9 protein-coding genes are annotated in these 15,723 nt (G+C 76.7%); 7 read left to right on the top strand and 2 right to left on the bottom strand.

Annotation, left to right across the window (positions count from 1 at the left end; all coding sequences use genetic code 11):
- Positions 1-304 precede the first annotated feature (304 nt).
- Together AB0I11_RS05105 and AB0I11_RS05100 are read left to right on the top strand one after the other, a co-directional pair.
- On the top strand, positions 305-1,087 hold the full coding sequence (locus AB0I11_RS05105; protein ID WP_357313336.1) for an alpha/beta fold hydrolase: 783 nt from the start codon (positions 305-307) through the stop codon (positions 1,085-1,087).
- Between the two features lie 397 nt (positions 1,088-1,484).
- Positions 1,485-4,244, top strand: a complete 2,760-nt coding sequence (locus AB0I11_RS05100; protein ID WP_357313333.1) for an AAA family ATPase — start codon at positions 1,485-1,487, stop codon at positions 4,242-4,244.
- 173 nt (positions 4,245-4,417) lie between these two features.
- On the opposite strand, the gene AB0I11_RS05095 is transcribed toward AB0I11_RS05100, so the two are convergent.
- A complete protein-coding gene (locus AB0I11_RS05095) occupies positions 4,418-6,076 on the bottom strand; it encodes an FAD-binding dehydrogenase (protein ID WP_357313330.1) in 1,659 nt (552 codons plus the stop codon).
- Positions 6,077-6,194: 118 nt separating this feature from the next.
- Entirely contained in the window at positions 6,195-7,529 is a 1,335-nt protein-coding gene (locus AB0I11_RS05090) for a hypothetical protein (RefSeq protein ID WP_357313327.1), read from the bottom strand.
- A gap of 159 nt (positions 7,530-7,688) precedes the next feature.
- Between AB0I11_RS05090 and AB0I11_RS05085 the strand changes: the two genes are divergently transcribed.
- The 5 genes from AB0I11_RS05085 (at position 7,689) to AB0I11_RS05065 (ending at position 15,713) form a co-directional block, all read left to right on the top strand.
- The gene (locus AB0I11_RS05085; RefSeq protein ID WP_357313324.1) at positions 7,689-8,312 is read left to right on the top strand and encodes a response regulator transcription factor; all 624 of its coding nucleotides are present in this window, start codon (positions 7,689-7,691) and stop codon (positions 8,310-8,312) included.
- A 115-nt stretch (positions 8,313-8,427) separates the two neighbouring features.
- Positions 8,428-12,138: a VWA domain-containing protein gene (locus tag AB0I11_RS05080; protein WP_357313318.1), complete on the top strand. Its 3,711-nt coding sequence runs from the start codon at positions 8,428-8,430 to the stop codon at positions 12,136-12,138.
- A 3-nt stretch (positions 12,139-12,141) separates the two neighbouring features.
- Complete coding sequence (locus AB0I11_RS05075; protein ID WP_357313315.1) at positions 12,142-12,768, top strand: DUF4255 domain-containing protein; 627 nt, start codon at positions 12,142-12,144, stop codon at positions 12,766-12,768.
- Between the two features lie 2 nt (positions 12,769-12,770).
- Positions 12,771-14,792 (top strand): AAA family ATPase, encoded by a 2,022-nt coding sequence (locus AB0I11_RS05070; RefSeq protein WP_357313311.1) that lies wholly within the window; start codon positions 12,771-12,773, stop codon positions 14,790-14,792.
- 117 nt (positions 14,793-14,909) lie between these two features.
- Entirely contained in the window at positions 14,910-15,713 is an 804-nt protein-coding gene (locus AB0I11_RS05065; RefSeq protein ID WP_357313307.1) for a DUF4157 domain-containing protein, read from the top strand.
- Positions 15,714-15,723 lie beyond the last annotated feature (10 nt).

The raw sequence follows: 15,723 nt of genomic DNA, 5'->3' as shown, positions 1-15,723 counted from the left end.
TGGCCGACGTACTAAGGGCCGAACGTACGAATTGCCGCCATGCGGTCAGCCTATGGCGAATTTGTGGGCTCGTCAACCAGCACTGACTACCGGAAAGTAGCCGACCGGACACCCAGCGCGGTACTCGCGCCGACCGTCCAGACTGGAGCCGGGCGGCCCCGTTTGGGGCGGCTTTGGCGGGCCGGGCCACCATCGCCGGGTCGACCCCGATCGACAGGGAAGGAGGCGGTCCGGTGACCGACCTCGATTCGTCGTGGGCCTCGGGCGGGACGCGTCCGCGCCCCCGGGGCGGAACGGAGCGAGCATGCTGACCCCGTACCTGCTGCGCGCCCCGGCCGCCACCGACGGGCTGCGGCTGTTCTGCTTCCACCACGCCGGCGGCTCGGCGGCCGCGTTCGGCACCTGGCAGCGCGGGCTCGGGCCGCGGGCGGAGGTGCTGCCCGTGCAGTTGCCGGGCCGCGAGGGCCGACTGTCCGAGCCCCGGGCCACCGACATGGCCGGGCTGGCCGACGACCTGGTGCGGGAACTCGGGGACCACTTCCGCCCGCCGTTCGCCTTCTACGGGCACAGCATGGGCGCGCTGCTGGCGTACGCCGTGGTCCGCCGGCTGCGCGACCGGGGGGCCGCGCTGCCGACGCTGCTCGCGGTCGGCGCCTATCCGGCCCCGGAACGCCCGGGACTGCTGACCGAGGTGCCCCGGATGGCGGCCGACGATCTCGCCGCGCTGCTGGTCCGCATCGGCGGCATGTCGGAAATGCTGCTCGACTACCCGGAATGGCGCGACGCCGCGATCGACCTGCTCCGCGACGACCTGCGGGTGTGCCACAGCTACCGGCACGTCCCGGACGCGCCACTGCCCACGCCGATCGCGGCGTTCGTCGGCGACCGGGATCCGTTGATGACGCCCGCCGAGGCCGCGCCGTGGGCCGGGCACACGACGGGCGGGTTCGAGCTGCAGCCGGTCCCCGGCGGGCACTTCTTCATGCGGGAGTCGGCCCCGGTGCTGCTGGGGGCGCTGCGCCGGTCCCTGGCCGCGGCCACCGCCCGGCGCGGTGTCGCGCACGCCGCACCCGGCGAGCGGGACTGATCCCGACCCGGCGCGGTGTCGCGCACGCCGCACCCGGCGAGCGGGACCGATCCCGACCGGGCACCACACCCAAGACCGAGAAATGCGACGTGTCCGCTGTCGACGGAAAGGTCACCTCGTTCATTTGTCGACCGCATTCCGTGCATCGACAACAATCCGACGTCGGTTGCCCACCCACTGGCACGGTGGCAGAATGATCGTCCTGGGGAGGAATTGTTTTGCCGCCCGCAGTTCGGTTGCATTCACCGACCTGCGGACCGCTTCATAACGTCCGGAATTGCGCCGCAGTGGGGAGGTGAATAACGCCTCCGGGGGCCGCCTCTCGGCGGCGGAGCACCCGTGTCGGCGGAACCGTTCCCCCCGCCTGAGCGCAACCTGGGGGGCTGCCGTGGGGCTGGTGGAACGGGATGCGGTGCTGTCGCGGCTGCGGACGGCGCTGCGGGACACGCTGTCCGGCCACGGCCGGCAGGTGGTGGCGGTAGGCGCGGCCGCCACCGGCAAGACGGCGCTGCTGTCCGCGTTGGCCGCCGAGTCCCGGGACGCCGGCGCCACCCTGCTGCTCGCCACCGGGTCACGGCGCGAGGCCAGGCTGCCCTACGGCGTCATCCGGCAACTGCTCGCCGGTGGCGCCGAGGAGCCGGCGCTCGCCTCCGCCGCCCGCTTCCTCGACGGCACCATCGCCCTCGGCACCATCGCTCTCGGCACCATCGCTCTCGGCACCATCGCCCTCGGCACCGTCGCCGGGTCGCCGGACCGGGCCGACCCGTCGCTGGTCGACCGGGTCTGCGCCGAGGTGCTGCGCGCCGCGCGCGCCAACCCGCTGGTGATCGCCGTCGACGACGTCGACCAGGCCGACCTCGCCTCCGTGCACTGCCTGGTCGAGCTGGGCCGGCGGATCACCGACAAGCCGATCCTGCTCTTCCTCGCCGCCTCGCCCGGCACCGACGCCGCATACGCGGCGCTGATCGACGCGCCCCGCCGGCTGCTGTTGCCGCTGGAACTGCTCTCCGCCGACGGGGTCGCCATGCTGTTGGCCCAGCACACCGACGGGCTGCTCGACGCGGCCCTGGCCACCGCGCACCACGCGGTGAGCGGAGGCAATCCCCTGCTGGTCAAGGCGCTCGTGGAGGACACCCGCAACAGCCGGGACGGCCGGCCCGGCTCGGTCGTCATCGGGGACGCCTTCACCGAGGCCCTGCTCGACTGCCTCTACCGGGGCACGCCGGCCACGCTGCGGGTGGCGCGAGCGCTCGCCGTGCTGGGTGACGCGAGCCGGCCGACCACCCTGGGCTGGCTCGCGGACGTCGACGCCGCGGCGGCACGCTCCGCGCTGGACCTGCTCACCGCGTCCGGGCTGCTGCGCGAGGGCCGCTTCCGCCACCCGGCCGCCCGCGAGGCGGTGCTGCGTCACCTCATCGCCGAGGAGGGCCCGGAGCAGCACCGGCGGGCCGCCGAGCTGCTGCACCGGGAGGGCGCCGACCCGGCCGAGGTGGCCCGGCAGCTCGTCGCCGCCGGCACACCGCCGGAGAGCTGGGCGGTGCCGGTGCTCCGGCGGGCCGCCCGGCAGGCGGTGACGGACGGCGAGCTGCACCGCGCGGTCGACCTGCTGGAGCTGGCCCACACCGGCGCCACCGAGGCGACCGACCGGACCACGCTCAAGGTGATGCTGAGCAGCGTCGAGTGGCAGCTCGACCCGTCACTGGCCGCCCGGCACCTGGCCGCGCTGGTCGCGGTGGCCCCGGACGTCGGGTTCGAGGCGAAGGCTGGGGTGACCACCGCCCAACAGCTGCTCTGGCACGGTCGGGTGGACGAGGCCATGGAGGTGCTGCGGCACGCCCGGTTCACCGGCGACGACCCGCGCACCACCCGCCTGCTGTCGCGCGCCCGCAACCTGCTCGCGTACGCGTACCCGGCGGTCGGGCGGCGGCTGCGGCGGCTGCTCGGCGATGCCTGCGGATCGCCGCCGCAGGCCACTCCGGACGGCGGGGCGGCCGAGTTGCTCTTCGCCGCCGTCGACGGGGTGAGCGGCCGGCACCGGCAACTCGAACAGCTGCTGGAACGCCGGCACGACCAGCTCAACCCGGTGGACCTGACCGCGGCGCTCATCGCGCTGATCTGCGACGACCGGGCCGACCGGGCGGCACGGTGGGCCGCCCGGCTGGTCGCCGGACGGGGCGCGGCGCTCCCGCCGACCTGGCAGGCGATCCTGGCGGCGCTGCACGGCGAGGCGGCCCGCCGGGAGGGCGACCTGCGGGTCGCCGCCGCCGAGTCCGAGCGGGCGCTGACGCTGGTCGGCCGGGACGGTTGGGGGGTGGCGATCGGCGGTCCGGTCGCCACCCGGGTGTTGACCCTGGTCTCCACCGGGCGCCTGGACGAGGCCGCTCAACTGGTCAACCAGCCGGTTCCACCGGCGACCTTCCAGACCCCGTTCGGCCTGCACTTCCTGCACGCCCGGGGCCGCTACTACGCCGCCACCCAACGCCCGGAGGCCGCGCTGGTCGACTTCCACACCTGCGGCGAGCTGATGCGTGCCTGGGAGGTCGACCTGCCCGCGCTGGTCCCCTGGCGCACCGAGGCGGCCCGGGTCTACCTGGCGTTGGGCCGGGCCGCGGAGGCCGCCCGGCTCGCCGAGGAGCAGATGCGGATGGTCGGCGACCGGCGCAGCCGCAGCCGCGGGCTCACCCTGCTGGTCGCGGCGGCCGTCAGCCCGCTGCCCGAGCGGCTGCCGCTGCTACGCGAGGCGGTGGACATCCTGGAGGCGGCCGGGGACCGGCTCGCCCTGGTGCGGGCGCTCAACGACGAGGCGGCGGCGCACCAGGCCGTCGGCAACACCATCCAGGGCCGGATGTCCACCCGCCGGGCGCGTCAGGTCGCCGAGCAGGGCGGCTTCCCCGGCTCCGGGCGGCGGACCCACGACGACGGCGGCAGCGCCGCGCTGCGGGTCGACGCCGAGCAGGTCGCCGCGCTCAGCGAGGCGGAACGCCGGGTCGCCACCCTCGCCGCCCAGGGCCTCACCAACCGGGAGATCGCCGACCAGCTCTCCGTCACCATCAGCACCGTCGAACAGCACCTCACCCGGGTCTACCGCAAGCTGCGGGTCCGCCGCCGGGCCGACCTGCCGTACCGGCTCGGCGCGGCCTCCTCAGGCCCGTCCTGACCGGCTCAGCGCGGCCTCCTCGGGTCCCTCCTGACCAGCTCGACCCGGCCCCCTCGGGTCCCTCCTGACCGGAGCCGCCGGCCGGTCGGGCGGTCCGCCGGTCGTGGTCGGTCGGTCATGGTTCGTCGGTCACGGTCGGTCGGTCCTGCCCGGAGGGCCGGTCCGCGGCGGGCTCAGGCGACCTCGGCCGCGGCGGCCCGCCCGGCGGTACGCCCGGAGAAGAGGCACCCACCGAGGAAGGTGCCCTCCAGCGCGTTGTACCCGTGCATCCCGCCGCCGCCGAACCCGGCGACCTCGCCGGCGGCGTACACCCCGCCGAGCGGTTCGCCGTCCGCGCCCAGCACCCGGCCGGACAGGTCGGTGTGCAGCCCGCCGAGGGTCTTGCGGGTGAGCACGTGCAGTTGGACGGCGATCAGCGGGCCGGCCGCCGGGTCGAGCAGCCGGTGCGGGGTGGCCACCCGGATCAGCCGGTCTCCCCGGTAGCGCCGGGCGCCGCGGATGGCCTGCAGCTGCGCGTCCTTGCCGAACGGGTTGGCGAGTTCCCGGTCCCGGGCCTCCACGAGCCGGCGCAGCGCGGCGGCGTCGAGCTGCGGGCCGCCCGTCGCGGCGGCCAGCTTGTTCATCCCGTCGACCAGCTCCGGCAGGCGGTCGGCGACCACGAAGTCGGCGCCGTGCCGCTTGAACGCCTCCACCGGCCCCGGCGCGCCGGGGCGGACCCGCTGCAGCACCTGCCGGACGCTGCGGTCGGTCAGGTCGGGGTTCTGCTCGGAGCCCGAGAGCGCGAACTCCTTCTCCAGGATCTTCTGGGTGAGCAGGAACCAGCTGTAGTCGTGCCCGGTGGCCCGCAGGTGGCGCAGCGTGGCGAGGGTGTCGAAGCCGGGGAAGAGTGGCGCCGGCAGCCGCTGGCCGGTCGCGTCGAGCCACAGCGAGGACGGGCCGGGGAGGATCCGGATGCCGTGGCCCGGCCAGACCGGGTCCCAGTTGCGCAGCCCTTCGGTGTAGTGCCACATCCGGTCGGGATTGATGACCCGGCCGCCGGCGGCCTCGGTGATGGCCAGCATCCGGCCGTCGACGTACGCCGGCACCCCGGTGACCATCCGCTCCGGCGGGGTGCCCAGCCGGGCCGGCCAGGCCCGCCGGACCAGGTCGTGGTCGCCGCCGATCCCGCCCGAGGTGATGATCACCGCCTGGGCGGCGTACCCGAAGTCGCCCACCACGGTGCGCGAGGTGGGCCGGCCCCGGGGCGCGTCGTCGGGCGCGAGCACCGCGCCCCGTACGCCGCTGACCACGCCGCCGCTGGTGACCAGCTCGTCGACCCGGTGCCGGAAGAGCAGCCGGATGCGGCCCTGCTCGACGGCGGCGCGGACCCGGCGGGCGAACGGCTCGACCACACCCGGCCCGGTCCCCCAGGTCACGTGGAACCGGGGCACCGAGTTGCCGTGCCCGTGCGCCGCCCCGCCGCCCCGCTCGGCCCAGCTGACCACGGGGAAGACGCGGAGGCCCTGCGCGCGCAGCCAGGACCGCTTCTCCCCGGCCGCGAAGTGCACGTACGCCTCGGCCCACCGGCGCGGCCAGTGGTCCTCCGGGCGGTCGAACGCGGCGCTGCCGGTCCAGTCCTGCCAGGCCAGCTCGACCGAGTCCCGGATGCCCATCCGCCGCTGCTCGGGCGAGTCGACCAGGAAGAGCCCGCCGAACGACCACCACGCCTGGCCGCCGAGGTTCTGCTCGGGCTCCTGGTCCAGCAGCAGCACCCGGCGGCCGGCGTCGGCGGCCTCGGCGGCGGCGACCAGGCCCGCGAGGCCCGCCCCGACCACGATCACATCGGTGTCCACGCCCCGACGGTAGTTACCGGGGCCTGGAAACCCCCGGCCGGGGTACGCGGGATCCGCCGTCGTGACGTTCGGGTCGCACCGGACGGGGAGCGCACCGCGCGGCTGCCGTGGCGCCCGGTCAGGTCGCCGGGGCGGCGCTGCGGGTGTAGCCGTTGAGCAGGGCGAAGTCTCGGCACTGGCCGCCGCCGCCCCCGGCGCCGTCCAGGGCCGTGCCGGCGCGCCGGCAGGTCGCCCGCAGGCTGATCACCCGGCCCGCGGGCACCTCGATCGGCGAGACCATGTGGTAGTCCAGGTCGCGGAAGTTGTTCAGGGCCACGGTCAGCACGGTCGTGCCGTCCACCACGAGATCGAGGCGTCCCTCGTCGCCCTGCGGGTTCTGCAGGAAGATGTCGGTCAGCACGAACACCCGCCGGGACGCCACCGTGTAGCGGTCGGTGCGGGAGCTGCCGGCGCCCGTCGTGACCGCGAGTCGCCGGCTGAACGACTCGCCGCCGTCCGGGATGGCCGGCACGCCGGCGCGGGCGCTGGGGCTCGGCGAGGGCGGCCGGGCCGGGTTGCTCGGCGCGGGCAGCGACGGGCGCGCCCCGGGGGCCACCGCGTCGACCGCCTGCTGAGCCTTGCTGTCCGCCTGCTGGGCGCGGTTGTCGGCGGCGCTGGCCTGCTGCGCCACCGGGGCGACCTGCTCCTGGGCGGCCTCCTCGGCCAGCGACTTCACGGTCGGGCGCAACAGCGCGTACCAGAGGCCCGCGCCGAGCAGGGCCAGCACCAGCAACGCCGCCAGCACCCGGGGCAGGCCCCGGGGCAGGACCGGCTCCTGCACGGTCGCGGCGTCCAGCGTGGCCGGCGGCGTCTCGTCGGAGGCGACCCCGACCTGGAACGGGAGGGTGACCGGGTGGCCGCGCCAGAGCAGCCGGCGGGTGCGGGCGCGCACCTGCACGAAGGCGGCCTCGCCGGGGGCCACGGTGAGCTGCGCCGGGCGGATCGCGACGGCGAGCCGGTTGTCCGGGTCGCTGCCGGTGAGCGCCAGCCCGAGCGGCACGTTGCCCAGGTTGGCCACGGAGAGCTCGTGCCGGCCGCCGCGCCGGCCCCGGGAGGTGCGGGGCAGGATCTCCGGTGCCAGCTCGGCGAAGGGCAGGACCCGCACGACGCCCTCCGGGACGACCTGCGCGTCCGGGGTCTCGGTCGGGCTCACCCGCACGGCGAACGGACGCTCGCCCGCCACCACCTGCGGCGCGCGGGGCGGGTGGAACCGGACGGCGACCGACTCGGTGGCGCCGGGGTAGACCGCGACGGTCGACGGCTCGACCGTGGTCCAGCCGGCCGGCTCGCCGAGCACCTCGATCACGTACGACTCCACGATCGGCCCGGCGTTGCGGATGTCGAGCCGGCAGCTCGCCGCACTGCCCGGGCTGACCTCGACGAGGTCGGCGTCCAGGTTGGCGTCCGTGGTCATGGCCGCGACTCTAGGAGCGTTCGGCCCGGTTCAATCAGGCGTAGAGGAAGACCTTCGGGCAACCCGGGAGGGCCGTTGAGCCCACGTTGACTGCACGATTGGTGCCGGCGGCGATACTCAGCGCGACATCCGTCCGACCGAGCGCTGCTGGGGGAGCCGATGCGCCGTCTACCGATCCACCTCTACTCCACCGATGTGATCTCCCGGGCCGGCGTGGTCAGCCAGCTCCGGCCCCGCCCGGAGGTGCTGCTGCTCGACGAGTCCGAAGCGGACCAGGCGGCCGTCGCGGTGATCGTCAGCGACAACATCGACGAGCCGACCCTGCGCACCCTGCGCGCGCTGCGCAGCCGGTCCCGGTCGGCCCTGGTGCTGGTGGTGACGCAGGCCGACGACGCCGGCCTGGTCGCCGCGGTGGAGCACGGGGTGGCCGGGATCGTGCGCCGGTCGGAGGCGAGCGCGGACCGGCTGGTCGCGGTGATCCGGTCCGCCGCGGCCGGCGAGGGCGCCGTGCCGCCGGACCTGCTCGGCCGGTTGTTGCAGCAGGTCGGGGCGTTGCAGCGGGAGGTGCTGGGGCCGCGCGGGTTGACCTTCTCCGGGCTGGCCGAGCGGGAGGTGGAGGTGTTGCGGCTGGTCGCCGACGGGTTCGACACCGCCGAGATCGCCAGCCGGCTGTCCTACTCGCAACGGACCATCAAGAACATCCTGCACGACGTGACGAACCGGCTGCACCTGCGCAACCGCTGCCACGCGGTGGCGTACGCGCTGCGCAACGGCCTGATCTGAGCCTGGCTGCCCGTTCGGGCAGCCCGCGCTGCCCCCAGGCCGGCACCGACCGGCACCACCTCACCGCCGCCCGCCCGCCACGGTGGTGGCGACAGGTGTGACCACGGGAGGTGTCGTGCGCTGGGGCAGCCGCCGCTGGGTAGTCGTGGTGCTCGGCCTGCTGGCCGGGCCGGCCGTGGCCGCGGCACCGGAGCCGCCGGGGCCGCCCGCGCCGGCCCCGCCGCCGGCCGCCGACGCCGGATACCGCCTGGGCTACACCAGCCCCGAACGCCCGACCCTGCTGGTCGCCGGCGGCGGCACCGGCCCGGCCCAGCCGCTGCTCACCGGCGCCGAGCGGGGCGACGCCGAGCAGGACGCCGACGCCCGGGCCGGCCGGCTGGTCTGGGTGGGCCGGCGGGCGGTCGACGGGAGCGCCGACCGGAACGGTGCGCTCTACCTGCGCCGGCCGGGCGCGGCACCGGCTCGGCTGGTCGGCGGGGCGGGCACGGTCGGGCAGCCGGCGCTCTCCCCCGACGGTCGACGGGTCGCCTTCACCAGCGACCGGGCCGGCAACGCCGACATCTGGGTGATCGGTGTCGACGGCACCGGGCTGCGCCGGCTCACCGACCACCCGGCCGAGGACAGCTGGCCGACCTGGTCCCCCGACGGCGGCCGGATCGCGTTCGCCAGCACCCGCGCCGACCTCGCCGGCGACATCTGGGTGGTCCCGGCCGCCGGCGGCGCCCCGGTCCGGATCACCGACGGGCCGGCCGCGGACGGGCAGCCCGCCTGGTCACCGGACGGCCGGCGGATCGCCCTCACCACCACCCGGTTCGCCCCGGCCGGCACCCCCGACGTCCGTACCGTGGCCACCGTGGCACCCACCGGCGGGCCGGTGACCCGCGCGGTGCCCGGCCCCGGCGACGCCGCCGAACCGGCCTGGTCGGCCGACGGCGCCCGGCTCGCCTTCACCACCACCCGCGACGACCCGGCCGGCGACGTGTACCTGCTCCGGGACGGTCGGGTCACCCCGGTCGCCACCGGACCGCTGCCGCAGCACGACCCGGCCTGGCGCGGCGCCGACCTGCTCTGGACCGGCACCGACGAGGCCGACAGCACCGACGTGTGGAGCGCCGACGCCACCGGCGGCGACCGCCGGGACCACACCGCGCGGCCCGGGCGGAACGAGACCGGGCCGGCGTTCAGCCCGGACGGCACCCGGCTGGCCTACAGCGCCGACCGGGCCGACGGCGGCGCCCGCGTCGTGGTGGCCGACGCCACCGGCGCCGACCCGCAGGTGCTCGCCCCGCCGGGCACCGCCGACGGCGACCGCGACACCGATCCGACCTGGTCCCCGGCGGGCGACGCGATCGCCTTCAGCCGCCAACCGGCCGACGGCGACGAGCCGTCCCGGATCCTGGTCGTCGCGGTCGCCGACGCGCGGCTGCTCGCCGAGGTGCCGATGCCGGCCTATCTGCGCGGCAGCGACGCCGAGCCGGCCTGGTCGCCGGACGGCCGGCAGCTGGCCTTCGCCCGGTACGCCACGACGCGCGACAGCGACCTGGAGACCCCGGTCGTGGACCGGCCGGCGCTGCCGGGGAGCACCTTCACGGTGACCCAGTCGGTGCGTACCCCGGAGATCCCGCCCCGGCCGGACATCGTCTTCCTGGTCGACGACACCGCCTCGATGGCCCAGCCCGGCGAGGGTGGCTCGAGCGTCATCCAGCAGCTCCGGGCCCGGCTGCCCGAGGTGATCGAGAACGTCCGGAGCAGCCAGCCGGAGGCCCGGTTCGGGCTCGCCACGTTCAGCGGGGTCGACGGCGAGGGCGGCCACGACCCGCTGATGTACTTCCCCCGCCAGCCGGTGACCGCCGACGACGCGGCCGTGCGCCGGGCCGTCGACGGCCTCACCGCGCAGAGCCCGTACGGCGTGGAGAACTGGTTCTACGCGCTGCGGCAGCTGGCCCGCAACGACCGGATCGGCTTCCGCCCGGACAGCAGCCGGGTGGTGGTCCTGATCAGCGACACCGACAGCGTGGACAAGACCGTGCCGCCGCCCGAGGAGGGCAGCATCGCCGAGGCCGACCTGACCCGGGAGTTGCAGGCCGCCGGCATCGCGCTGATCGGCGTACCGATCGTCGGGGCCGACTTCGAGCGCGGCCTGAACTACGACGGGGCGGCCGGGCGGATCACCGCGGCCACCGGCGGCCGGCTCACCGACGACAGCGACCCGGGCGGGATGATCGACGCGGTGCAGCGCGCCATCCGGGAGCTCACGGTCACCGTCCGGCCGGCCGCCACCTGCGCGGACGGGCTCTCCGTCGGGTTCGACCCGGATCCCGCGCGGGTCCCCGCCGGGCAGCCGGCGGTCTTCCGGGAGACCGTCACGCTCGCACCGGGCGCGGTCCCCGGCACCGTGCTGCGCTGCACCGTGCGCTTCGACCTCGACCCGCCGGAGGCCGGCGCGGACGCGGTGCAGGAGCTGCTGGTGCGGGTGGTCCCGCCCGGCCTGCCCCTGGTCCGCGTCGACGACGTACGGGTGGCGCCGGCCGGGCCGGACGGCGCCCGGGTGAGCTACCAAGCCTCGGCCGTGGACGCCACCGGCCGGCCGTTGCCGGTGCGCTGCGTGCCGGCCTCCGGATCCCTGTTCCCGGTCGGGCAGACCGTGGTGACCTGCACGGCGACCGACGGCGCCGGCCGGACCGGGTCCGACACGGCGCTGGTCGTGGTCGCCGATCCGGCGACCCAGGGCAGCCGGATCTGGCTGGCCGGCCTCGACGCCGGTCCCGGCGGCACGCTGACCGTCACCGACCAGCGGGACCTCAGCGCGCGGGTGGGTCCGGCCTGCCCGAGCCGCTCGGCGGACCGGGCGCCGGCCTGGTCACCCGACGGCGCCGCGCTCGCCTTCGCCGACAGCGGCTTCGACCTGTGCGTGGTGACGCCGGAGGGCGCCGACGCGCGGCATCCGCTCGCCGCCGCGGACCGGGCCGGCCGTACGGTGGCGGACCCGGCGTGGTCACCGGACGGGCGACGGATCGCCGTGGCGCTGAGCCGCCCCGAGTCGCCCGGTCTGCGGGCCGCCGAGCCGACCGACATCGTGGTGCTGCCCGGGCGCGGCGGCCCGGCCACCCCGGTGATCCGCGCGGTGGGCAGCCAACCGGCCTTCCAGCGGCTGCCGGTGCCCGACCTGAGCCTCGCCGTCTCCGTCGGCGGCCTGCCCGGCTACCTCGGCGGCGACCCGCTGCCGGTCACCTTCACGGTGCGCAACGCCACCCGGCTGCCGGCCGACAACGTCTGGCTGGACGTCGCCCCGCCGGCCCCGCTGCTGCCCCTGACCACCGCCGACCCGCGGTGCGACGCCGGCCTCCGGCTCTGCCGGCTCGGCACGCTCGGTCCCGGCGCCCAGCAGGTGGTCACCGTGCTGCTGCCGGCCCGGGCGGCGGTCACCGCCACGGTCACCGGGCGGCTCACCGCCACCGTCCGGCAGGTGCCGGCCAGCCGGATCGCGCAGGCGCCGGTCCGGGTGCTGGCGCCCCGGGTCCGGCTCGACCCGGCGATCGGCCCGCCCGGCTTCGTCACCACCGCGATCGGCGCCGACTTCCCGCCCGGCGCACGGGTGCGGCTGAGCTGGACGCCAGGCATCACCACCACCCCGGACACGGTGACCGTCGGCGCGGACGGCAGCTTCCGTACCCCGGTGCTGGTGTTGCGCAAGGACACCCTCGGCCCACGGGACCTGACCGCCGGCCGGGTCGCGGGCCGGCCCTTCGCCCCGGTACGCGCGCCCGAACCATTCCTGGTGGTGCCGCGCGACCTCGGCCCGCCGGTCTTCAGCGGCCGGGGGTGACCGGTGATCCACGAGATCGACGACGCGCTGCGCCGGCTGGTCCGCGAGGAGGCGCTGCCGAGTTCCAGCGTGGACATCGTGCTGGAGGCGCCGACGAAGGAGTGGGCGGCCCGGCGCAACGCGCCCACCGTCAACCTCTACCTCTACGACATCCGCGAGGACCTGCGCCGCCGCTCGCGCGGCCTGATCAACGAGTACGACGAGCGCGGCCAGGTGGTCCGGCGGATCGCCCCGCCCCGGTACATCAAACTCTCCTACCTGGTCACCGCCTGGACGCAGCGACCGGAGGACGAGCACCGGCTGCTCTCCGCGCTGCTGCTGTGCTTCCTGCGCTTCGACGCCGTACCGCCGACCGTGCTGACCGGCTCGGTGGCCACCACCGGGATGCCGGTGCCGATGACGGTCGCGTTGCCGCCGCCGGAGGACCGCGCCTTCGCCGACGTCTGGACGGCGCTGGGCGGCGAGCTGAAACCCTCGCTGGACCTGGTGGTCAGCACGCCCGTGGACAGCGGCCGGGAGCTGCCGGTCGGGCCGCCGGCCCGCGAGGGCGTGGTGGCCGACGTCGCGGACCGGACCATCGACGGCACCGGCGACCGGGTGCGGCACCGCCCGGCCCGCGCCGGCGGCTGACCGTGGCCGGCCACGCGGCGGCGCTGCTGCGCCGGCTCCAGCATCTGGAGCGGGCGGTACGCGCCGCGGTGGCCCGCCGCCGGGAGAGCGATCCGCAGCCGGACGACCCGTTCCGTGGGCTCTACCTCTCCGACGAGGCGGTGGACGCGGCGCTGGCCGCGGCCCGCGACCCGTTCGACCCGTGGCCGGCCGGCGACCGGACGGTGCCGCCGGGGGACGACCGGCTCGCCGCGCTGGCCGCCGCGGCCGGGCTCACCCCGCTGGACGAGGCGCTGCTGCTGGTGGCGCTCGCGCCCGACGTGGACAGCCGGTTCGAGCAGTTCTACGGCTACCTCAACGACGACGTGACCCGCCGCCGCCCCTCGGTCGGGCTGGCGCTGCGGCTGTGCGGGCTGCCCGAGTCGACCGCGCCGGCCCGGCTCCGGCTCGCCGCCGGCGCGCCGCTGGTCGACCTGGCGCTGCTGCGGGTGGACTCCCCCGACCGGCCGGTGCTCAGCCGCGGGCTGTGGGTGCCGGACCGGGTGGGCGGCTGGCTGCTCGGCGCGGACGCCCCCGAGCCTCTGCTGGTCGGCCTGGCCGAGCCGGCCACCCCGGCCGGGCCGCTCCCGCCCGGCGCGGCGCCGCTCGGCCGGGCGCTGGACCGGGCCGGGGCCCGCCTGGCGTACCTGCGGGAGCGGCCGGGCGGCAGCGCGACCGCGCTGGCGGTGGCCGCCCTCGACGGTGCCGGGCATCGGGCGATCGTGGTGGACCTGCCCCGGTTGGCCGCCGACCCGCAGCCGGCGGAGCTGGCCACCGCCCTGGTCCGGGAGGCCGTGCTCACCGGGGCGGGTCTGGTGGTGGGGCCGGTGCAGGGCGACGAGCCGTGGGCGGTCTGGTCCCGGCTGACCGCGGCCGGCGCGCCGGTGCTGGCGTACGGGGCGCAGCCGTGGGACCCGGCCTGGACGGCGCTGGCCCCGTTGCAGGTGGAGGTGGCGCCGTTGACCGCCGACGAGCGGGCCGCGGTGTGGCGGGCCGCCCTCCCCGGCGGGCTGGCCGACGGGCTGGACCCGGCCGGGGCCACCGCGCAGTTCGTGCTGGGAGCGCCGGCGATCCGGCGGGCCGCCACGGTGGCGGTGCAGCTCGCCACGGCGGCTGGCGAACCGGTCGGCGAGGCGCACCTGCGCGCCGGGGCGCGTACCCAGAACGCGGCCGGTCTGGAACGGCTGGCCCGGCGGATCGTCCCGGAGGTCGGTTGGGCGGACCTGGTGCTGCCGGCCCCGACGCTGTCGCTGCTGCGTGAGCTGGCGGGGCGGGCCCGGCACCGGGACCGGGTGCTGCGCGAGTGGCGGATGCGCCCCGGCGGCGGGCGCGGGCACGGGGTGACCGCGCTGTTCGCCGGGGATTCCGGCACCGGCAAGACCATGTCGGCCGAGGTGGTGGCCGCCAGCCTGGGGCTGGACCTGTACACGGTGAACCTGGCCACCGTGGTGGACAAGTACGTCGGGGAGACCGAGAAGAACCTGGAGCGGATCTTCGCCGAGGCGGCCGGGGTGAACGGCGTGCTGCTCTTCGACGAGGCCGACGCGATCTTCGGCAAGCGCTCCGAGGTGCGCGACGCGCACGACCGGTACGCCAACATCGAGAGCGCGTACCTGTTGCAGCGGATGGAGACCTTCGACGGGTTGGCGGTGCTCGCCACCAACCTGCGGGCCAACCTCGACGAGGCGTTCACCCGGCGGCTGGACGTGGTGGTGGACTTCCCGGTGCCCGACGAGGCGGCCCGGCGGGCGCTCTGGGACCGCTGCCTGGGCGAGCGGGCGCCGCGCGCCCCCGACCTGGACCTGGACTTCCTGGCCGGCGCGTTCGAGCTGGCCGGCGGGCACATCCGGTCGGCGGCGGTGACCGCCGGTTACCTGGCCGCCGGGGCCGCGCGGCCGGTCGGGATGGCGGAGCTGATCGGCGCGGTCGGGCGGGAGTACCGCAAGCTCGGCCGGCTGACCCTGGAGAGCGAGTTCGGCCGGTGGCTCCCGCTCGCCGTGAGCTGAGCCGTCCCGGTGCCCTTTCGGGCAACCGGCGTTGCCCACACGGCGGGTCGGTCGGCGCTGGCCGGCCGGGCGAGCGGGGTGCACGGTCGAAGCAGGCCCGGCCCGAGGGGGTAGACCATGCGCGGACACCGTGAGTTCGACTCCGAGGGGGCGGTACGCCCGGCCGGTGACCGGCCGACCGGCCCCGAGCGGGACGGCGAGTCCCTGATGTACGCGGCCGCCGCGGCCGGCCGCCCCGACGTGCTCGGCGCACCCGGCCTGCTCGGCCTGCAGCGGGCCGTCGGCAACCAGGCCGTCGGTGAGCTGCTGGAGCCGACCGCGCCGCGCTCACCCGTGCACGACGTGGTCACCTCCGGCGGCACGCCGCTGGCCCCCGAGATCCGGGCGGACATGGAGGCCCGCTTCGGCGGGCAGGACTTCGGCGACGTCCGGGTGCACACCGACCAGGCCGCGCACGACTCGGCGCGCGCGGTCAACGCGCAGGCCTACACGGTGGGCTCCAACATCGTCTTCCAGCGCGGCGGCTACGACCCGACCTCCCCGGCCGGGCAGCACGTGCTCGCCCACGAGCTGACGCACGTGGTCCAGCAGCGCAGCGGCCCGGTGGACGGCACCGACACCGGCGGCGGGGTGAAGGTCAGCGACCCGTCCGACCGGTTCGAGCGGGAGGCGGTCGCCACCGCCGACCGGCTGATGTCCGCCCCGCCCACGGCCGCCCCGGCAGCGGCGGCCAGCCCGGCCACGGCCGCCCCGGCCGCTGCCGCGCCCGCGTCGGCCGTGCAGCGCGCGGTCGACCACGACGGGCCCGACCACCCGCCGGTGCAGCGCGCCGAGGAGATGTCCGAGGAGGACGAGTCGGCCCAGACGTACGTGCAGCGGCAGGAGGCCGGCGGGGAGGAAGAGGAGACCGCCGAGCAGTAGCGGCCGACCA

Origin of the sequence: Micromonospora sp. NPDC050495, assembly GCF_040655175.1 — a bacterium.
In the GTDB taxonomy this organism is placed as follows: Bacteria; Actinomycetota; Actinomycetes; order Mycobacteriales; family Micromonosporaceae; genus Micromonospora.
This window is presented reverse-complemented; position numbering and strand designations above follow the sequence as displayed.